Annotated in this window: 15 protein-coding genes; 11 read left to right on the top strand and 4 right to left on the bottom strand. The window is 67.9% G+C overall.

All coding sequences use genetic code 11. The annotated features are described in order from the left end of the window. Positions 1–5: 5 nt before the first annotated feature. Positions 6–1,406 carry a peptidylprolyl isomerase gene (locus tag C4F17_RS19210; protein WP_106936306.1) on the top strand — a complete coding sequence of 467 codons (1,401 nt, stop codon included), beginning with the start codon at positions 6–8 and terminating at the stop codon, positions 1,404–1,406. 4 nt (positions 1,407–1,410) lie between these two features. Then, positions 1,411–2,175, top strand: coding sequence for a 16S rRNA (adenine(1518)-N(6)/adenine(1519)-N(6))-dimethyltransferase RsmA (rsmA, locus tag C4F17_RS19215; protein ID WP_106936307.1), 765 nt, complete (start codon positions 1,411–1,413; stop codon positions 2,173–2,175). Positions 2,176–2,233: 58 nt separating this feature from the next. Here rsmA and C4F17_RS33450 read toward each other — a convergent pair whose 3' ends face one another. The 4 genes from C4F17_RS33450 to C4F17_RS19230 all read right to left on the bottom strand — a co-directional run bounded on the left by C4F17_RS33450 (position 2,234) and on the right by C4F17_RS19230 (position 5,880). Continuing rightward, entirely contained in the window at positions 2,234–2,383 is a 150-nt protein-coding gene (locus C4F17_RS33450; RefSeq protein ID WP_155742519.1) for a hypothetical protein, read from the bottom strand. 77 nt (positions 2,384–2,460) lie between these two features. Then, the gene (locus C4F17_RS19220; RefSeq protein ID WP_086011111.1) at positions 2,461–2,886 is read right to left on the bottom strand and encodes a barstar family protein; all 426 of its coding nucleotides are present in this window, start codon (positions 2,884–2,886) and stop codon (positions 2,461–2,463) included. A 50-nt stretch (positions 2,887–2,936) separates the two neighbouring features. Beyond that, on the bottom strand, positions 2,937–3,350 hold the full coding sequence (locus C4F17_RS19225; protein ID WP_081268225.1) for a ribonuclease domain-containing protein: 414 nt from the start codon (positions 3,348–3,350) through the stop codon (positions 2,937–2,939). A gap of 181 nt (positions 3,351–3,531) precedes the next feature. Next, positions 3,532–5,880, bottom strand: a complete 2,349-nt coding sequence (locus tag C4F17_RS19230) for an NADP-dependent malic enzyme (protein WP_106936308.1) — start codon at positions 5,878–5,880, stop codon at positions 3,532–3,534. A gap of 180 nt (positions 5,881–6,060) precedes the next feature. On the opposite strand from C4F17_RS19230, the gene C4F17_RS19235 reads away from it, so the two are divergent. From C4F17_RS19235 to C4F17_RS19275, 9 genes are all read left to right on the top strand, one after another. Continuing rightward, on the top strand, positions 6,061–7,110 hold the full coding sequence (locus C4F17_RS19235) for an SPFH domain-containing protein (protein WP_081268227.1): 1,050 nt from the start codon (positions 6,061–6,063) through the stop codon (positions 7,108–7,110). Between the two features lie 124 nt (positions 7,111–7,234). After that, positions 7,235–8,725, top strand: coding sequence for a DUF4178 domain-containing protein (locus C4F17_RS19240; protein ID WP_106936309.1), 1,491 nt, complete (start codon positions 7,235–7,237; stop codon positions 8,723–8,725). A gap of 57 nt (positions 8,726–8,782) precedes the next feature. Beyond that, a complete protein-coding gene (locus C4F17_RS19245; protein WP_019653703.1) occupies positions 8,783–9,001 on the top strand; it encodes a DUF350 domain-containing protein in 219 nt (72 codons plus the stop codon). Further along, positions 8,998–10,641, top strand: a complete 1,644-nt coding sequence (locus tag C4F17_RS19250; protein ID WP_106936310.1) for a polyamine aminopropyltransferase — start codon at positions 8,998–9,000, stop codon at positions 10,639–10,641. The genes C4F17_RS19245 and C4F17_RS19250 overlap by 4 nt, the downstream gene beginning before the upstream one ends. A gap of 119 nt (positions 10,642–10,760) precedes the next feature. After that, positions 10,761–12,401 carry an FAD-dependent oxidoreductase gene (locus C4F17_RS19255; protein ID WP_081268230.1) on the top strand — a complete coding sequence of 547 codons (1,641 nt, stop codon included), beginning with the start codon at positions 10,761–10,763 and terminating at the stop codon, positions 12,399–12,401. Continuing rightward, a complete protein-coding gene (locus C4F17_RS19260) occupies positions 12,398–13,510 on the top strand; it encodes a saccharopine dehydrogenase family protein (RefSeq protein WP_234382206.1) in 1,113 nt (370 codons plus the stop codon). Before C4F17_RS19255 ends, C4F17_RS19260 begins: the two co-directional genes overlap by 4 nt. Further along, positions 13,507–13,884 (top strand): DoxX-like family protein, encoded by a 378-nt coding sequence (locus C4F17_RS19265; RefSeq protein WP_081268231.1) that lies wholly within the window; start codon positions 13,507–13,509, stop codon positions 13,882–13,884. The genes C4F17_RS19260 and C4F17_RS19265 overlap by 4 nt, the downstream gene beginning before the upstream one ends. Beyond that, complete coding sequence (locus C4F17_RS19270; protein WP_081268232.1) at positions 13,881–14,357, top strand: DUF2269 family protein; 477 nt, start codon at positions 13,881–13,883, stop codon at positions 14,355–14,357. Before C4F17_RS19265 ends, C4F17_RS19270 begins: the two co-directional genes overlap by 4 nt. Before the next feature lie 223 nt (positions 14,358–14,580). After that, positions 14,581–20,592 (top strand): alpha-2-macroglobulin family protein, encoded by a 6,012-nt coding sequence (locus C4F17_RS19275; protein WP_106937614.1) that lies wholly within the window; start codon positions 14,581–14,583, stop codon positions 20,590–20,592. Positions 20,593–20,600: the final 8 nt, after the last annotated feature.

Here is a 20,600-nt window from a genome sequence, read left to right on the forward strand (position 1 = left end):
ACGCCATGAAACACTTCCGTTCCATCATCACACTGGGCTGCCTTGCAGCAATGGCCGCAGCGGCGGGCGCGCAAGGCTTCCACTCCGGCATCACGGACATCATGCGCGCCGGCCCGCGCCTGGGCCCGCCGGCGGCCCGCCCCGCGGCGCCCGCCAACACCGCGCCGGTGCAGCGGTCCGCCGAATTCATCGTCGCGCTGGTCAACTCGGAGCCGATCACCAACACCGAGGTGCTGACGCGGGTGGACCGCCTCATCAAGGAAAACCCGGACGCCGAGCGCGTGCCGCGCAACGAACTCACGCGGCTCGTGCTCGAGCGCCTGATTTCCGAGCGCGCCCAGCTGCAGCTGGCCAAGGAAAACGGCATCAAGGTCGACGACGTGGCGATCGACCAGGCCGAGCAGACGGTCGCGCGCCAGAACGAAATCAGCCTGACCGAGCTGCGCCGCCGCGTGATCGCCGAAGGCCTCACGCAGGCGGAGTTCCGCCGCGACCTGCGCGACCAGCTGCTGCTCACGCGGCTGCGCGACCGCGAGGTCGAGTCGAAGGTCAAGATCAGCGATGCCGAGGCCGACGAATACCTGATCGACCAGCGCAACCAGGCCGTCAAGAACGCGGCGCTGCAGAACCTGAACCTCGCGCAGGTGCTCGTCGCCGTGCCCGAGAACGCCACCGACGCCCAGGTGGCCGCGGCCCAGAAGAAGGCGCAGGACATCGCCCAGCGCGCCCGCGCCGGCGAAGACTTCGCCAAACTGGTGCGCGAGAACTCCGACGCGCCCGACCGCGCCAACGGCGGCGCCATCGGCATGCGCAGCGCCGACCGCTATCCGCCGCTGTTCGTCGACGCCACGCAATCGACGGCGGTGAACGGCATTGCCGGGCCGGTGCGCTCGAGCGCCGGCTTCCATGTGCTCAAGGTGCTCGCCAAGGCCCAGATCGGCTCGGGCGACGCGACCGTGACCCAGACGCAGGTGCGCCACATCCTGCTGCTCAACGATCCCAAGCGCACCACGGCGCAGGCGGTCGCGCAGCTGGCCGAATTCAAGCGCCGGGTGCAGGCCGGCACGGCCGACTTCGCCGGGCTGGCCCGCGACAACTCGCAGGACGCCAGCGCCAAGGACGGCGGCGAGCTCGGCTGGTCGCGCCCCGGGCAGTTCGTGCCCGAGTTCGAGGAAGCCATGGACCGCCTCGCGCCGGGCGAGATCAGCGATCCGGTGGTGTCGCGCTTCGGCGTGCACCTGATCCAGGTGGAAGGCCGCCGCGACGCCAAGCTCAGTCAGTCCGAGCAGCGCGAAGCCGCGCGCGCCGCGCTGCGCGAAAAGCGTGTCGAGGAAGCATTCTCCACCTGGGTGCAGGAAGTGCGCGCCCGCGCCTACGTCGAATACCGCGATCCGCCGCAGTCCTGATCTGATGGCACATATCGCCAGGAAGCGGTTCGGACAGCATTTCCTGTCCGACGGGGGAATCATCGATGCGATCGTGCGCGAGATCGCGCCGCAGCCCGGCGATGCCATGGTCGAGATCGGACCGGGGCTTGCCGCGCTGACGCAGCCGCTGGTCGAGCGGCTGGGCCGCCTGACGGTGATCGAGCTCGACCGCGACCTCGCCAGGCGGCTGCGCGAGCACGCCCAGCTCGAGGTGATCGAGTCCGATGTGCTGAAGGTCGACTTCGCGGCGCTGGCCGAACGGTTTCCCGGCAAGCCGCTGCGCGTGGTGGGCAACCTGCCCTACAACATCTCCACGCCCATCCTTTTTCACCTTCTGGGCTATGCCCACCTGGTGGCCGACCAGCATTTCATGCTGCAGAAGGAAGTGATCGACCGCATGGTGGCGAAGCCCGCCACATCGGACTACAGCCGCCTGAGCGTGATGCTGCAGTGGCGCTACAAGATGGAAGACGTGCTGTTCGTGCCGCCCGAGAGCTTCGATCCGCCGCCGCGCGTGGACAGCGCCGTGGTGCGGATGGCGCCGCTGGCCACGCCGCCGGCGGTCGATGCCGCGCGGCTGGGCGAGATCGTGCAGGTGGCCTTCAGCCAGCGCCGCAAGCTGCTGCGCCATACGCTGGGCAAGTGGCTGCAGGAACACGGCTTCGAGGGCGAGTTCGATGTCCAGCGGCGGGCCGAGGAAGTGCCCGTCGACGAATACGTCGCCCTGGCCCAGGCCGTCGCCCCATGAAAAAAGCCCGCTGAGCGGGCTTTTTCAATTGGGCTGATGCGCTGTCCGTCGCTTGTGTTCAGGCGGCGGCGAGCCAGTAACCCGCATTGAAGGGGCTGCTCATGCGCAGGGCAAGCGGCGAAACGTCGACCAGTTTGTCGGTCGGCATTTTTTCGCCGGCCGGCTCGGTGCTGGCGGCGGCCGCTGCGGTTGCGGAGGTGTTGTTCACGTCGATGCCATCGAGGGTTTCAGCGTTCGGCTGAGCCTCGTTCGCCCGTTCTGCTTGGCTGGTGGATGCAGAACGGGCTACAGAAAAGAATAGAAGCAGCGGAACGGGACCTTGCGGTCGCCCCAGTAGTCCGAGGCGTCGCGGAAGATGTCGAGCAGCTGCTCGCGCGCTTCCTTGTCGAACTTGGCGTTGGCCGGGATCTGCTCCAGCACGATGACGAAACCTGGCTGCGGGCCCGATTTATGCAACGGGTCGGTCATGCAGTCGTACAGCGCGTCGAAGTTCTTCCCGAAGTGGGCCGGGAACGTGAACTGCTGTGCGATCAGGTCGAGCACGTCCTGCTTGGTCTGGGCGTTGCCCAGGTTCGCATACAAGAAGTGCTGGCCGGCTGCGTTGGCAGCGTCCTGCAGGTCGTTCACGCGGAACGCGCGGATCGATTGCACGATGTTCGGGCGTACGGCACGAAGGGATAAGGTCATCTCCGCTGGTCTTTCCATAGTCATCATCATTTCTTCGGGGCGCTTTGGTGCGCCGCTCAGGTCGTTTTCATCGCTCATGGTGCAATCCGTCTGAAACTCGCATAGTGGTCCGCCGTGTACCAGCAGGCTTCGGGCGCCGTGCGCTGCTCGCCGCCACAGACGATCCGCCGTGCACCACGGTTGCGCGCGCCGGGCGTCTGCACCGTGTACTCGCGGTAGTGGCCGCGGCGTGCCGCTGGCAGGAGGCGTTCGCGGTTGCCAAATACAACGCCGTCCTTCTCATAACGAAACGGGCCGCCGCTGAGGATTGCCTGATAGGTCTGCTGTCCTTGCACCGGCAATTCGGACAGTGCAATCGTTTCCTCGGCGGGCGTTTTTCCTGCGCCGAACCAACCTCGGGCCTCGGCCCCCGTCGTCAACGCCGCCAGCAACAGGCTGGTGAGCGCAAACTTTGTGACAGAGGACGTGATCGAGGCGTAAGCCGCCATGGGGCACCACAAGAAAAGAGCGGGGGGTTCGAATTGGCGATCAACCTCGGGGTTAACCCGCAAATTCAAGCCCGCGAGTGTGCACCACGCTGGCGAAAATAGCAAGCGACTGCCCAAAGTTTGAGCAGTCGCGGGGGCATCGAATGGCGTTTTAAGTTGGCGGCCACTCTCGCCAAACAGCCTATCTTTCGGCGTTTGCGTCAGCCACTGTCAAGGCTGTCATGTTCACGATGCGGCGAACGGTCGCGCTGGCCGTGAGAATGTGCACAGGTTTGGCCGCGCCGAGCAGAACCGGCCCGATCGCGATGTTGCCGCCCGCCGCCGTCTTGAGCAGGTTGTACGAAATATTCGCTGCGTCGATGTTTGGGAAAACCAACAGGTTGGCGTCTCCCGCCAGCGCGCTGTGCGGCATGACGACCGCGCGCTGCTTGCTGTCCAGCGCCACGTCGCCGTGCATTTCGCCGTCCACCTCGAGCCAGGGGGCCTGCACGCGCAGCAGTTCGAGCGTCTTGCGCATCTTGATGGCGCTGGGCTCGTTGCTGGTGCCGAAATTGGAGTGCGACAGCAGCGCCGCCTTCGGCTTCAGGCCGAAGCGCATCATTTCCTCGGCCGCCATCGTCGTGATCTCGGCCAGTTCCTCGGGCGAGGGGTCGTAGTTGACGTGCGTGTCGACCAGGAACACCTGGCGGTCGGGCAGCAGCAGGCCGTTCATGCAGGCGTACACCGGCACGTCCTGCGGGGTGCTCTGGCAGCCGCCGGGGCGCTTGCCGATCACCTGGTCGATGTAGTGCAGGTGGATCAGCGTGGTGCCCCAGGTGCCGCAGATCATGCCGTCGACCTCGTCCTTGTGCAGCAGCATCGCGCCGATCAGCGTGAGGCGGCGGCGCATCTCGATCTTGGCGGTCTGCACCGTCTGGCCCTTGCGCTCGGTCATGCGGTGGTAGGTCTGCCAGAAGTCGCGGTAGCGGTGGTCCTGCTCGACGTTGACGATGTCGTAGTCCAGCTCTTCCTTCAGCCGCAGGCCGAATTTCTCGATGCGCTGGGCGATGATGGCCGGGCGGCCGATCAGCGTCGGGCGGGCGATGCCTTCGTCGACCACGATCTGCGCGGCGCGCAGCACGCGCTCTTCCTCGCCTTCGCAGTAGGCCACGCGCTTCTTGGCGGCACGGCGGGCCGTTTCGAAGATCGGCTTCATCGTGGTGCCCGAGGCATAGACGAAGCTCTGCAGCTTGTCGCGGTAGGCGTCCATGTCCTTGATGGGACGCGTGGCCACGCCGCTTTCCTCCGCCGCCTTGGCCACGGCCGGCGCGATCTTCATCATCAGGCGCGGGTCGAAGGGCTTCGGAATCAGGTATTCGGGGCCGAACGACAGCTTTTCACCGACGTAGGCGGCAGCAACGCGCTCGCTCTGCTCGGCCTGCGCCAGGTCCGCAATGGCGTGCACCGCGGCGATTTCCATCTCGTCGGTGATCGTGGTCGCGCCCGAGTCGAGCGCGCCGCGGAAGATGTACGGGAAGCACAGGACGTTGTTGACCTGGTTCGGGTAGTCGGTGCGGCCGGTGGCCATGATCACGTCGTCGCGCACCGCATGGGCGTCTTCGGGCGAGATCTCGGGGTTCGGGTTCGCCAGCGCGAAGATCACCGGCTTGGCGGCCATCTTGGCCACCATTTCGGGCTTCAGCACGCCGCCGGCCGACAGGCCCAGGAACACGTCGGCGCCGGCAATGACCTCCGACAGCTTGCGCGCGTCGGTCTTCTGCATGTATTGGCGCTTGTCGTCGTCCATCAGCTCGGTACGGCCTTCATAGACCACGCCGGCCAGGTCGGTCACGAACACGTTCTCGCGCTTCAGGCCGACCTTGAGCAGCAGGTTCAGGCAGGCCAGCGCCGCGGCGCCCGCGCCCGAGGTCACCAGCTTCACGTCGGCGATGTTCTTGCCCGCCACTTTCAGGCCGTTGACCATGGCCGCCGCCACCGTGATGGCCGTGCCGTGCTGGTCGTCGTGGAAGACCGGGATCTTCATGCGCTTGCGCAGCTCGCGCTCCACGTAGAAGCAGTCCGGTGCCTTGATGTCTTCCAGGTTGATGGCGCCGAAGGTCGGCTCCAGCGACGCGATGATGTCCACCAGCTTGGCCGGGTCCTTCTCGTCGATTTCGATGTCGAACACGTCGACGCCCGCGAATTTCTTGAAGAGAACGCCCTTGCCTTCCATCACCGGCTTGGACGCCAGCGGGCCGATGTCGCCCAGGCCCAGCACGGCGGTGCCGTTGCTGATGACGGCCACGAGGTTGCCACGGGAGGTGTACTTGAAGGCGTTGGCCGGGTCCTTGACGATTTCCTCGCAGGGGGCGGCCACGCCGGGCGAGTAGGCCAGCGACAGGTCGCGCTGGTTGACCATCTGCTTGGTCGCCGCGATGGCGATCTTGCCGGGGACGGGAAACTCGTGGTACTCGAGGGCGGCACGGCGCAACTCGGCGCGTTTGTCTTCGGGCGTGGGAGTCGATGAGGTCGAAGGGGTCGAATCGGACATGTGCCTGTAGCTCCTGGTGGCGCTTCTTCTGGGGGCGCCGATTGTAGACCTCGCGTCATTGGCGCCCTACGCCGGATGGCCTGTGCGGCCCATGACCAAAGACACGGCTGCGCGGTCAAATCGGTGTGGCAATATGCACAGTTCGTACAAAAACCTGAAAACACCTGAAGAGGAGCGACCATGGCCCTGATGGATTTCATCAAGAAACAGTTCATCGACATCATCCAGTGGACCGAGACCGGCGACGGCACGCTGGCCTGGCGCTTCCCGATGGCGGAGATGGAAATCCAGAACGGCGCATCGCTCACCGTTCGCGAATCCCAGGTGGCGGTTTTCGTCAACGAAGGCAAGGTGGCCGACGTGTTCGGCCCCGGCATGTACAAGCTCACGACGCAGACGCTGCCCGTGCTCACGTACCTGAAGAACTGGGACAAGCTCTTCGAATCCCCCTTCAAGAGCGACGTCTACTTCTTCAGCACCCGCCAGCAGGTCGACCAGAAGTGGGGCACGCCCCAGCCGATCACCATCCGCGACAAGGACTTCGGCGCCGTGCGCCTGCGGGCCTTCGGCAACTACAGCTTCCGCATCGGCGACGCCAAGCTGTTCCACACCGAGATCTCCGGCACGCGCGACATCTACAGCGTGGCCGACCTCGACGGCCAGCTGCGCGGGCTGGTGCTGCAGAACATCAGCAACGCCATCGCTTCCAGCGGCGTGCCCTTCCTCGACCTGGCGGCCAACCAGATCCAGTTCGCGCAGGCGCTGGCCGCGCAACTGGTGCCCGAATTCGAGAAGATCGGCATCAAGCTCGAGAACATCACGGTCCAGAACGTCTCGCTGCCCGAAGAGCTGCAGAAGATCCTCGACCAGAAGATCGGCATGGGCATGGTCGGCAACGACATGGGCAAGTTCATGCAGTACCAGACGGCGCAGGCCATCCCCAAGTTCGCCGAGGGCGCGGCCAACGGCGGCGGCATTGCCGGCGACGCGATGGGCCTGGGCGCCGGCGTGGCGCTCGGCCAGGTGCTGGCGCAGAACCTCGCGCAGGGCCTGAGCCCCAACGCGGCCGCCCAGGCCGCGGCGACCCAGCAGCAGCCTGCCGTGGCCGTGGTGAGCCCCACCGACGTGATGACCACGCTCGAGAAGCTCGGCGAACTCAAGACCAAGGGCATCCTCACGCAGGAAGAGTTCGACGCCAAGAAGGCCGAGTTGCTCAAGAAGCTGGTCTAACCCGCAGGCTTCGCGCACTTCGTGTCGCTACTCCTTCCCCCTTGCAGGGGGCGATACCTGCGGCCCGGCATAGCCGGTTCCGCGGTATCTCCCGCCTCGTTCGCCGTGTCTTCAGCATCGCTTCATGGCTGAGGAAACCGGCAACCAACGCTACTACCGCGCGCCCTGCCCCGGCTGCGGCGCGCCGGTCGAATTCCGCTCGGCGCAATCGACGCATGCGGTCTGCCCGTACTGCCAGAGCACGGTCGTGCGCCAGGGCGACACGCTCGCGCGCACCGGCAAGATGGCCGAGCTGTTCGACGACTTCAGCCCGCTGCAGCTGTTTGCCGCCGGTCGCATCCAGGACAAGCCGTTCACGCTGATCGGCCGGCTGCAATACACCTACCCGGGCGGGCGCTGGACCGAATGGATCGCCACGCTCGACGGCGACCGCACCGGCGTGCTCAGCGAGGACAACGGCGCCTACGTCTTCGCGCTGCCCTTCGACCTGCAGCGCGCCGCGCCGCCCTGGAACGAGCTGCGCGTGGGCGCGACCACCGCCTTCGCCGGCCAGAGCTACACCGTCACCTCGAACGAGCAGGTGGCGCTGACTTCCGCGCAGGGCGAGCTGCCGCACCTGCCCGAACTCGGCCGCTCCTTCGCGATGGTCGAGCTGCGCAACGACAAGGGGCTGGTGCTCAGCATCGACTACGGCACCGCCACGCCCAGCGCCTACCTCGGCCGCTCGGTTCAGCTCGACGACCTGCAGCTCACCGGCCTGCGCGAGGAATCGGCCAAGGACGAGAAAGGCCGCAGCTTCAACTGTCCCAACTGCGGCTCGCCCGTCACCGTCAACCTGGCGGACAGCAAGAGCATCACCTGCCGTTCGTGCAACAGCATCATCGACCTGACGCAGGGCATCGGCGGCGAGCTCAAGCATGCGACGCAGGACGAGCCCGTGCGCCCGCTCATCGCGCTCGGCAGCATGGGCCAGCTGCAGGGTGCGCAGTGGCAGGTGGTCGGCTTCCAGCACCGCATGGGCACCGAGCCCGGCGACGACGAGCAGTTCGGCTGGGACGAGTACCTGCTCTACAACAAGAAGCGCGGCTTCAGCTTCCTGGTCGACGCGGAAGACGGCTGGAGCATGGTCAAGCCGACCACCGGCGCCCCGGTGATGGCCGAGAACGGCAGCACCGCCACCTACCTCAACAAGCGCTACCAGCAGCAGTACGCCTACAACGCCGAGACCACCTATGTGGCGGGCGAGTTCTACTGGCAGGTCGAGCGCGGCCAGAAGACCTTCAACCGCGACTTCGCCAGCGGCCCCGCGCTGCTCTCGATGGAGCGCTCGGCCAACGAGCTCACCTGGTCTTCGGGCATCAAGCTCGACAGCGGCGTGGTGGCCACCGCCTTCAAGCTCGACGCCAAGAAGGACATGTTCAAGCGCGCCGACGCGCTGCCCGTGAGCGCGGCGGCGTCGAAGATGGGCTGCGGCACGATCATCATCATCATCGTCGTGATCATCATCCTGCTGATCATCCTGAGCACCTGCAGCAGCAGTGGCGGCTCTTCGAGCGGCTACCGCAGCTCGGGCGGCTCCTACGGCGGCTACTCGAGTGGCGGCGGGCACAAATGACGAGGAAGATGCGCATGACGCACCCGATGTATCTCATTACTACGACTGGAGGTCCCCATGGGATTTGAATGGCTGAAACCGGGCGTGGTCCTCGGATCGCTCGTGTACGCGCTGATCGGCGTCGTGATCTTCTGGCTCTGCTTCCTGATCATCGACAAGATCACGCCCTATGACCTGTGGGGCGAGATCGTCGAGAAGCAGAACGTGGCGCTGGGCCTCGTCGTGGCGGCAATGAGCCTGGGCATCAGCATCATCGTGGCTGCTGCAATCCATTGAGCGACGCGGCCTCGCCCGCGCGCACCCCGGATGCGCGGGGGCCGCAACCCGTCGAAGTCGCGCTGCTCGCCAGCGTGTTCGTGGTCGCCGCCTGCGGGCTGGTCTACGAACTGAGCGCGGCCGCGCTGAGCTCCTACCTGCTCGGCGACTCGGTGCTGCAGTTCAGCACCATCATCGGCACCTACCTGTTCGCGATGGGCGTGGGCTCCTGGCTCTCGCGCTATTTCGATCGCCAGCTGCCGGCGCACTTCCTGCGCATCGAGCTGATGGTCGCGCTGATCGGCGGCGCGCTGCCGGCGATCCTGTTCCTGGCCAACGCCTACGTGCCGGGCGCCTTCCGGCTGCTGCTCTATGGCCTGGTGATGGTGGTCGGCACGCTGGTGGGCCTCGAGATCCCGCTGGTGATGCGCATCCTGAAGCGCAACATCGTGCTCAAGAACCTGGTGTCGCAGGTGCTGACCTTCGACTACCTCGGCGCGCTCGCGGTGTCGGTGGCGTTCCCGCTCATCCTGGTGCCGCAGCTCGGCATGATCCGCACGGGCCTGCTGTTCGGCTTCATGAACGCGGCGGTGGCGGTGTGGGCGCTGTGGCTGTTCCGCCATGAGCTGCGCCGCATCGGCGCGCATGCGCTCGCCTGCTTCCTGTCGCTGGCGGCGCTGCTGGCGGCCTTCGTGTGGGCCGACCACATCACCACGCTGGCGGAAGACAAGTTCTACCAGGACCGCATCGTGTTCAGCGCGACCTCGCCGTACCAGCGCATCGTGGTCACGCGCGGGCTGCTCGGGCACCGCCTGTTCCTGAACGGCAACCTGCAGTTCGCCGAGCGCGACGAGTACCGCTACCACGAGGCGCTGGTGCATCCGGTGATGGCCGCGCAGGGCGCGCCGAAGAAGGTCGCGGTGCTCGGCGGCGGCGACGGCATGGCGGTGCGCGAGATCCTCAAGTACCCCTCGGTCGAGTCGGTCACGCTGGTGGAGCTGGACCCGAACATGACCAGGCTCTTCACCGAGCACGAGACGCTGGCCGCGCTCAACGGCCACTCGCTCTCGTCGCCCAAGGTGAAGATCGTCAACACCGACGCCTTCCAGTGGCTGCAGCAGCCGGGCGGGTCGAGCGCCGCCGGGCCGTCCCAAGGCGCGAGCGCCCCCTCGGGGGGCAGCGAACCACGCGAAGCGGGGAGCGTGGGGGTCGACGACCTTTACGACGTGATCGTGGTCGACTTTCCCGATCCGACCAACTTCGCGATCGGCAAGCTCTACACCAACAGCTTCTACGCGCTGCTCGAAAAGCGCCTGTCGGCCAGCGGCTATGCGGTGATCCAGACCACCTCGCCGCTGGTGGCGCGCAAGAGCTACTGGACCGTGGCGACCACCATCGAGTCGGTCGGCCTGCGCGCCACGCCGTACCACGCGCACGTGCCCAGCTTCGGCGAGTGGGGCTACATCATCGCGAGCCGCCGGCCTTATCGCATGCCCGATGCCTTGCCTGCCGGCCTGCGCTTCCTGTCGCCGTCCACGCTGCCGCTGATGTTCGACTTTCCGCTCGACATGGCGCGCGTGCCGACCGAAGTGAACCGGCTGTCGAACCAGATCCTCGTCACCACCTATGAGCAGGAGTGGGGCAAGGTCATGGCGCACTGAATGATGAACTCCCCCAGGCTTCGCGCACTTCCTGTCGCTTCGCCTTCCCCCTCGCCGGGGGCAACACCTGCGGCCCGGCAGAGCCGGTTCCGCGGTGTTCCTGGAAGGGAGCGATGCGAATGAAGCGCCGTGGCTTCCTGGGGGCGGCGGGTGCGGCGGGCGCCCTCGCGCTGGCCGGCTGCGAGGCGCCGCCACCACCCATCGAAGGCGGCTTCACCGGCATCGACGTCACGCGCGGCCACGCGATGCGCGACGGCGCGCTCAAGGGCGCGGCGCCCGCCGTCGTGAAGCGCACGCGCGTATTGATTGCCGGCGGGGGCGTGGCCGGACTCGCGGCGGCGCGCGCGCTGCGGCTCGCCGGCGTCGAAGACTTCGCGCTGCTCGAGCTCGAGGACACCGCTGGCGGCAACGCGCGCGGCGGCTTGGTCAACGGCATCGCCTGCCCGCTCGGCGCGCACTACCTGCCGGTGCCGGGAGACGATGCGCGCGAGGTGCAGGACCTGCTCGAGGAACTCGGCCTGCGCCGCCGCGTGGCGGGCCGCTGGGAATATGACGAGCTCAACCTCTGCCACGCCCCGCAGGAGCGGCTGTTCCTGCACGGCGAATGGCAGGACGGCCTGCTGCCCGTGCACGGCGTTGGCGAGAGCACGATGGCGCAGTACCGCAAGTTCGCGCAGCGCATCGACACCCTGCAGCACGCGGCGCATTTCGCCATTCCCACGCTCAAGGTCGCCATCACGCCCGAGCTGCTGGCGCTCGACGCCATCCCCTTCTCCAATTGGCTCGACAGCGAGGGCTTCAGCGACGCGCAGCTGCGCTGGTACCTCGACTACTGCTGCCGCGACGACTACGGCGCCGGCATCGCGCATGTTTCCGCCTGGGCCGGCATCCACTATTTCGCGAGCCGCCACGGCTTCCACGCGCCCGGCGACCCGAGCGGCAGCGTCAACGATTCGAGCCCCGAGCGCGACGGCATCCTCACCTGGCCCGAAGGCAACGGCTGGCTCACGCGGCAGCTGGCCAGGCCGCTCGGCGAGCGGCTGCACACCGGCCAGGTCGTCACGCGCATCGCCGAGTCGCGCGGCGGCGTCGAGGTCGATGCATGGGACGCGAAGACGAAGTCGCTCGTGCGCTGGCAGGCCGAGCGCTGCATCGTCGCGCTGCCGGTGTTCATTGCCGCCCGCGTGGTCGAGAACCCGCCGCCCGTGCTGGCCAACGCCGCCGCGCATGTGCGCTACGCGCCGTGGCTGGTGGCCAACGTGCACCTGCGCGGCCCGCTGGCCGACAGGCCCGGCGCCGCGCCGAGCTGGGACAACGTGATCTACGGCACGCGCGGCCTCGGCTATGTCGATGCGCGCCACCAGGCGCTCGACCCGACGCCGCGCGGCACCGTGCTCAGCTGGTATCGCCCGCTGGGCCCGAGCAGCTACGACACCGCCGATGGCCGCCGCCTGCTGCTCGACCGCCCATGGACCGGCTGGCGCGACGACCTGCTCGCGGAGCTGTCGCTGCCGCATCCAGACCTGCCCGCGCTTGCCACGCGCATCGAGATCACGCGCTACGGGCATGCCATGTCGATCCCCGGGCCAGGCCTGCTGGCGCAGATCGGGTCGCAGCGCAGCGCACCGGACGAGGCGCATCGCGGCAGCGTCGTCGCGGGGCGGTTGTCGTTCGCGCATGCGGACTGGTCGGGCTACTCCATCTTCGAAGAGGCATTCACGCGCGGCCATGTCGCGGGCACCGGCGCGGCGTCCGCATGATGAGGACGCTGGTGCTCGGCGGGTACGGCAATTTCGGCGCGCGCATCTGCCGGGCGCTGGCCGCCGACGCCGGCATCGAGCTGCTGGTGGCCGGGCGCGATGCGCGGCGCGCCACGGCGTTCGCCGAATCGCTGGGCGGTGGCGCGCGCGGGGTTCGCATCGACGTGCAGGCGCCGGACCTCGCGGACACGCTGCGCCGGCTCGGCGTGGCGCTGGCGATCCACACCGCCGGGCCGTTCCAGAACCAGGGCTACGGCGTGCCGCAGGCCGTTGCGGCGGCGGGCGCGCACTACATCGACCTGGCCGACGGCCGCCGCTTCGTGTGCGACTTTCCCGGCGCGCTCGACACCGCGTTCCGCAATGCCGGCCGCACGGGCATCAGCGGCGCCAGCACGGTGCCTGCGCTGTCGTCCGCCGTGGTCGACCATCTGGCGGCGGGCTGGCAAGGCATCCACGGCATCGACATCTGCATCGCGCCCGCGCAAGGCGCGCCGCGCGGCGAAGCCACGCTGGCCGGCGTGCTCGCCTACTGCGGCGAGCCGATCCGCGTCTGGCATGGCGGGCGCTGGACCGAGCAGCCCGGCTGGGCGCACCCGACGAAAGTCGCGTTCGCGCGCATGAAGCCGCGCCGCGGTGCGCTGTGCGACATCCCCGATCTCGAACTCTTTCCCGCGCGCCATGCCGGTGTGCAGTCGGTCATGTTCCGCGCCGCGCTCGAAGTCGGATTGGCGCAGCAGGCCTTTGCGTTCCTGGCCTTCCTGCGCCGCGTGGGCGTGCTGCCCGCGCCGCAAAAGCTGGCGCCGCTGCTGCATTCGGCGGGCCGCGTGTTCGATGCGCTCGGTACTGCGCTGGGCGGCATGGTGGTGCGCGTCGAAGGCACCGACGCATCGGGCCGCACCGCGCGCCGCGCCTGGCACATTGCCGCCGACGACAACCACGGCCCGGAGATCCCCTGCATGGCGGCCATCCTGCTGGCCCGGCGCCTGGCGCGCGGCGACGCACTGCCCGCCGGTGCGCACGCCTGCGCGGGTTTGCTGACGCTGGAGGAATTCGAGCCCGAGTTCGCGCGCTGGGGCACGGTGACGGACACGGTCGAAGAAGGCGCATGACGCGCGCCGAAGCTGACGATCGCCTGCTGCGCCTGAGCCTCGTCGCCGTGTGGCTGTTCACGGCCGTCGCCAGCATCGTCGAGCTGAACGGGCAGAGCCGCGAGGTGCTGGCCGCCGCGGGCATCACTTCGCCGCCGTGGCTGGTGCAACTGCTGATCGGCGGCGGCCCCGCTGCGGACCTCCTCGTCGGCCTGGCGCTCTGGTTGCGACCCGGCCGTGCCAGCTACAGCGCCGCACTCGCCCTGATGCTTGCCATGACGCTAGTGGCGACCGTGCTACAGCCGAGTCTGTGGCTGCACCCGCTCGGCCCGTTGCTCAAGAACCTGCCCATCGCCGCCCTGCTCTGGCATCTTTACCGACGCGCGACGCCATGAACACCTACCTCGTCCTCAAGTGGCTGCACATCGTCTCCAGCGTGCTGATGGTGGGCACCGGGCTGGGGTCGGCGTTCTACATGTTCTTCGCCAACCGCAGCGGCAGCGTGCCCGCGCAGGCGGTGGTGAGCCGGCTGGTGGTGCGTGCCGACTGGTGGTTCACCACGCCCACCGTCATCATCCAGCCGGCCACCGGCTTCGCGCTTGCGCACATGGCGGGCTGGCCGTTGTCCACGCCGTGGCTCGCGCTTTCGCTGGGGCTGTTCGTGTTCGCGGGCATCTGCTGGCTGCCGGTGGTGTGGCTGCAGATCCGCATGGCGGCCATCGCGGCGCAGGCGCATCGCGAATCGACGCCGCTGCCTCAGTTGTATGCGCGCTACCAGCGCTATTGGGAGCTGCTGGGCTATCCGGCCTTCGTGGCGATGGTGGTGGTGTTCTATCTGATGGTGAACAAGCCGCAGCTTTCGATCTGAAATGAAAATCCGCTTTTCGCTTCGTCGAACTGCGCGTTCGGAGCACCCGGTGGCCCTCGCACGCGCCCTGAACAACAGCGCCCCTGACACCGCACCATGAGCCACTGACACGGCCGCGGCGCGGCCCCTGTGCGGTTTTCACGAAGACTTCACACACAGCGCCATTGCTTCACAGATGGTCCGCACACTCGCGGACGCCAACAAAAACACAGTGGGAGCGTCCATGCTGCAAGTCGCCAATCGAAAACTCGCGTCGTTCAGCGACGCGCTCTTCACCGGGCTGGGCCGTGCGCTCGGCCTTCTGCGTCCGGTGGCCCGTGGGCTCGTCGGCTCCTGGCGACCTCCGGGCTGGCTGCGCATCGCGGGCGCATTCCTGCTCTTCGGCCTGCAGTGGCTGCAGCAGCGGCTGGCCTGGGTGGTGTTGCTTCTGCTGCTCGTGCTGGCCGGCTGGATGGCCAGCCCCCATGTGATCAGGTGGTGGCACGGCCTCACGCCCGATCGCGTCGAACCCGTCGTCGCCACCGCGAAGACCGAGCCGCCGCAGCGCACGCAGATCGAACTCGACAGGGGCCCGAACCCCTTCGCCATTGATTTCTCAGCCTCGGTGGCGCCCATTGCGCGCATCGGCCAGGAGGCCACCGGCGTCACCATCGAGCCCGCCATCGCCGGCCGCTGGACGTGGACCAAGCAGAACCGGCTCGAATTCCTGCCCGCGCAAGATTGGCCCGTCGGCCAGCCGTACAAGGTGCAGATCACCGCCAGCGCACTCGCGCCACACATCGAGATGGCCTTGCGCAAGTACGAGTTCACCTCGCCCGAATTCACCGCGCAGATCAACGCCGCCGAGTTCTATCAAGACCCGGTGCAGGCCAACGTGCGCCGCGCGCTCTTTCAGGTGCACTTCTCGCACCCCGTGAACACGGCCGAGTTCGAGAAGCGCCTGGTGCTGACCTACGACCAGCCCTGCAGCGCCTCTTTCTTCAGCGTGGGCAAGTGCGCGAGCGAGAAGTTCACGGTCAGCTACGACAAGCTGCGCCTCAACGCCACCCTGCAATCGGAGCCGCTGCCCATTCCCGAGAAGACGCGCCCGGCGATCCTCAGCCTCACCTCCGGTACGGTCGCGCAGAAGGGCGGCCCGGCGCTGCGTGCCGACATGTCCCGCGCGGTCGACATCCCGGGCCTCTTCAGCCTGAGCATCGCCAGCATCGAACCCACCATCGTCACCGGCGAGAACGGCGAGCCCGAGCACGTGATGCACGTCACCGCCTCCATGCCCGTGCACGAGCGCGAAATGGCGCGCGTGGTGCAAGCCTGGCTGCTGCCCGCGACCGAAGACGCCAAGGGCGAATCCGAAGAAAAGTTCGACTGGTCCGCCGATCCGTCGAAGGTCACCGACGCCGTGCTGCGCCGCGCCAGGAAGATCAACCTGCAGCCCATCGCCAGCGAGCGCGAAGTGACCGAGATGGTCAGCTTCCGCATGCCGCAGGCCGAGGGCGGCCGCTATCTGCTGGTGCGCGTGGCCAAGGGCCTGAAGACGCCCGGCGGCTACCAGCTCGGCGCCGCGCGGCAAGACGTGCGCCTGCTCAAGACCTTCGCGCCCGAGCTCACCATCATGAGCCAGGGCTCGCTGCTCGCACTCTCGGGCGAGCGCAAGCTGCCGATCCTGGTGCGCGACCTGCCGGGCATCCGCCTCGAAATCGGCCGTCTGCTGCCACAGCAGTTGCAGCACCTGGTGACGCAGACCAGCGGCGACTTCGCGCATCCGCAGTTCTACGGCGGCCTGCAGTCGGACAACCTCGTCGACCGCTTCCAGAAGGAGATCCCGCTCAGCATTCCCGCCGGCAAGGCGCACTACGAAACCGTCGACTTCGCCGAGTACCTGCGCAACGACGTGGCCGACCGGCGAGGCGTGTTCCTGCTCAAGGTGCAGGGCTACGACCCCAAGGCGAAGAAGAAGCCCGAGGGCGACGAGCAGCAGTCCCAGCCTGAAGACGAACAGCAACAGGAGGGACAGTCGTCGGACGAGGAAAGCAATGGCGAAGGCGGCAGTCCCGAGCAGCAGCTCGACCAGCGCCTCGTGCTCGTCACAGACCTGGGCATCGTCGCCAAGAAGTCGCTCGACGGCACGCGCGACGTGTTCGTGCAGAGCATCGCCAACGGCCAGCCGGTGGCCGGCGCACTGGTCGAGGTGTGGGGCCGCAACGGCATGATCGTCGCGTCGCAGGCCACGGATGCGACGGGCGCCGCCAAGCTGCCCAACCTCGCCGGGTACCAGCGCGAGAAGGCGCCGGTGGTGCTGGTCGTGCGCAAGGACGGCGACCTGAGCTTCCTGCCCTTCAACCGCAACGACCGCACGCTGGACATCTCCCGCTTCGACGTGGGCGGCCTGCGCGCGGCCGGCGTGCCGAACCAGATGACGGCCTACGTCTTCAGCGACCGCGGCATCTACCGCCCTGGCGACACCATGCACATCGCGATGATGGTCAAGGCCGGCAACTGGGGCACCTCGCTGCGAGACCTGCCGCTCGAAGCCGAGATCATCGATGCGCGCGGCCTCGGCGTGCGCCGCGAAAAGCTCAAGCTCGGCCCGGGCGGCGCGGCGGAAATCGCCCACACCACGCAAGACACATCGCCCACCGGCAACTACACCGTCAACCTCTACCTGCCGCGCGAATCGTCGCCCGGCACGCCCGAGGTCGAAGGCCTGCTGATCGGCAGCACCACGGTGAAGGTGCAGGAGTTCCTGCCGGACCGCACCAAGGTCACGGCCAAGCTCAGCAGCGAAGTCGCCGAAGGCTGGGTCAGGCCCAAGGACCTGAAGGCGCTCATCGACGTGCAGAACCTCTTCGGCACGCCCGCGCCTGATCGCAAAGTGGAAGGCACGCTCACGCTGAGCCCCGGCTTCCCGGTGTTCCGCGCCTTCACCGACTACGCGTTCTTCGATCCGCAGCGTGCCGCCGACAGGCAGGTCGACGACCTGGGCAGCGTGCAGACCAGCGCCGACGGCAAGGCCGAATTCGACCTGCGGCTGTCGCGCTTCGACGCCGCCACCTACCAGGTGCACGTGCTCGCCAAGGCCTTCGAGCCCGAGGGCGGGCGCAGCGTGTCGGCCGAGGCGCAGACGCTGGTGAGCGACATGCCCTACCTCGTCGGCGTGAAGGTCGACGGCGACGTCGGCTACGTGAGCAAGGGCGCCGCGCGCAACGCCACCGTGATCGCCATCGACCCGCAGGCGAAGAAGACGGCCGTGGCCGACCTGAAGATCGAGCGCGTGGAGCGCAAGGTGCTGTCGGTGCTCATCAAGCAGGACAACGGCCTGTACCGCTACGAGTCGCGCCGCAAGGAAGTGGTGCTCGACGAGAAGCCCTTCGCCATCGCCGCGGCCGGCTACAACGTGGCGCTGGACACCGGCGCGCCCGGCAACTTCGCCTACGTGGTGCGCAATGCCCAGGGGCTGGAGCTCAACCGGGTGGAGTACAGCGTGGCGGGCAATGCCAACGTGTCGCGCTCTCTGGACCGCAACGCCGAGCTGCAGCTCACGCTCGACCGCAAGGACTACGAGCCGGGCCAGGAAATCGCGGTAAGCATCCGCGCGCCGTACGTGGGAGCGGGCCTGATCACCATCGAGCGCGACAAGGTCTACGCCCACGCATGGTTCAAGACCGACAAGACCGCCTCGGTGCAGAAGATCGTGCTGCCCAAGGACTTCGAGGGCACCGGCTACATCAACGTGCACTTCGTGCGCGACCCGGCCTCGGACGAGGTCTACATGAGCCCGCTGTCGTACGGCGTCGTGCCCTTCGCCACCGCGCTGACCAAGCGCACCGCCAACCTGCAGCTCACCAGCAGCGAACTGGTGAAGCCGGGGCAGACCGTGAAGATGAAGCTCACCAGCGACAAGCCCACGCGCGCCGTGGTGTTCGCGGTGGACGAAGGCATCCTGCAGGTGGCGCGCTACAAGACGCCCGACCCGCTGAAGCACTTCTTCCAGAAGCGCGCGCTCGAAGTCGGCACGCTGCAGACGCTCGACCTGATCCTGCCGGAGTTCAAGAAGCTCATGCAGGGCGCCGCACCCGGCGGCGACGGCGAGGGCGAACTCGGCAAGCACCTGAACCCGTTCAAGCGCAAGCGCGACAAACCGGTGGCCTACTGGTCGGGCCTGGTCGACGTGAACGGCAGCCGCGAGTTCAGCTACACCGTGCCCGAAAGCTTCAACGGCAGCCTGCGCGTGATGGCCGTGGCCGTGAACGACGAGACCACCGCCGCCAAGAGCACCCGCGCCGTGGTGCGCGGCGACATGGTGATACTGCCGAACGCGCCGCTCGCGATGGCGCCCGGCGATACGGTCGAAGTGGGCGTGGGCCTGGCCAACAACATCGCGGGTTCGGGCGAGGAAGCGCCCATCGCGCTCACGCTCACCGCCTCCGGCGGGCTCGAAGTGGTGGGCGACGCCACGCAGACGCTCAAGGTCAACGAGCGCGGCGAAGCCAGCACCAAGTTCAACGTGCGCGCCAAGCCGGGCGAACAGGCGGTGCTGGGTTCTTCGGCGCTGGTGTTCACATCGACGCACAAGAACTACAGCGCGCGCCTGTCGACCGAAGTGAGCGTGCGGCCGGCGTCGCCCTTCGTCACGCTGGTGCAGGCCGGCAGCTTCCAGCGCGCGGGCGAGCTGTCGAGCCAGGCCGACCTGTACCCGAACTTCCGCCAGAGCGACGTGGCCGTGTCCGCCGCGCCGTGGGCTTTCGCGACCGGCCTCATGCAGTACCTGGAGGCGTACCCGCACGGCTGCACCGAGCAGATCACGAGCCAGACCTTCCCGGCCGTGCTGCTCGCGGGCCGCCCCGAGCTGGTGAAGGAGATGGCGCGTGGCCGCACGGCCGAGCAGGGGCCGATGCCCGAGGCGCGCAAGACCTTCGAGCGTTACCTCGTGCAGCTGCGCGCACGGCAGACGGCCGACGGCGGCTTCTCGCTGTGGCCCGGTGCCGGCACCGATGCCTTCGCCACGCTGTACGCAGTGCACCTGCTGGTCGAGGCCAGGGACCACAAGTTGCCCGTGCCGCAAGACTTGCTGCAGAAGGCCAACGCCTACCTGCAGGGCTGGCTCGGCAGCAGCGACGCATCGCTCGACGGCTGGCGCCAGCGCACGCAGGCGGCGTACCTGCTGACGCGCCAGGGCATCATCGCGCCGGCCGCGCTGGCCAACCTGCGCGAAGCATGGCGCGGCAAGCAGACGCAGGGCTGGAGCGACGACCTCGGCGCTGTCTACCTTGCCGCGAGCTACCAGCTCGTGAAGCAGGAGCAGGTGGCGAACGAGCTGCTGAACCCGGTGTGGGCCGACCTGCTCGCGCGCACGGAGAAGAAACAGCGCCGCAACGTATGGGGCGCCTACTACGACCCGCTGGTGCACGACAGCATGACGCTGCACCTGGTGGGCCGCCACTTCCCGTCGCGCCTGAAGACGCTGAAGCCCGCGGTGTGGGAAGGCATGGCCGCGATGGTGCGCGACGGCTGGTACAACAGCCTGTCGTCGGCCTCGATGCTGCTGGCGGTCGATTCGTACTTCGAGGCCGTGGGGCAGAACGCCGAAGGCAAGCTCACGGCGAGCGCCGTCAACGCGCAGGGCCAGGCCGCCGCGCTCGCGCTGGGCGCGGTGAACCCGATCACCCGCGCAGCGGTGCCGGCCGGCACGGCCAGGCTGAAGCTGTCGAACGACAGCGACTTCAACCTCTACTACAGCTGGGCCGAACAGGGCTTCGAGCGCAACGTGCCCGCTGCGGCGGTGAACAAGGGCCTCGAAATCTTCCACGAAGTGCTCGACGCCAAGGGCAACCCGATCACCAAGGCCAGGCTCGGTGGAGAGGTCACGGTACGGGTGCGCGTGCGCAGCCTGGAGCGCGCGCAGCTCAACGACGTGGCGCTGGTCGACGTGCTGCCCGGCGGCCTCGAGCCTGTGCTGCAGGCCGTGGGCGACGACGACGATGCCAACGCCGACGCGCCCATCTGGAAGAAGCGCCTGGGCGGCGGCGGCTCGTGGAAGGTGCAGTACGCCGACATCCGCGAAGACCGTGTCGTGTTCTACGGCAGCGTCAACAAGGACCTGCTCGAAGTGACCTACAAGGCGCGCGCCACCAACGTGGGCGACTACGTGGTGCCGGCGGCGTACGGCGAGGCGATGTACGACCGGCGGGTGTTCTCGCGCTCGGCCGGTGCGCGCTTCCAGGTGGTCGGCAACTGAGGCAAGGC

The organism is Variovorax sp. PMC12 (genome assembly GCF_003019815.1).
Taxonomy (GTDB): domain Bacteria; phylum Pseudomonadota; class Gammaproteobacteria; order Burkholderiales; family Burkholderiaceae_C; genus Variovorax.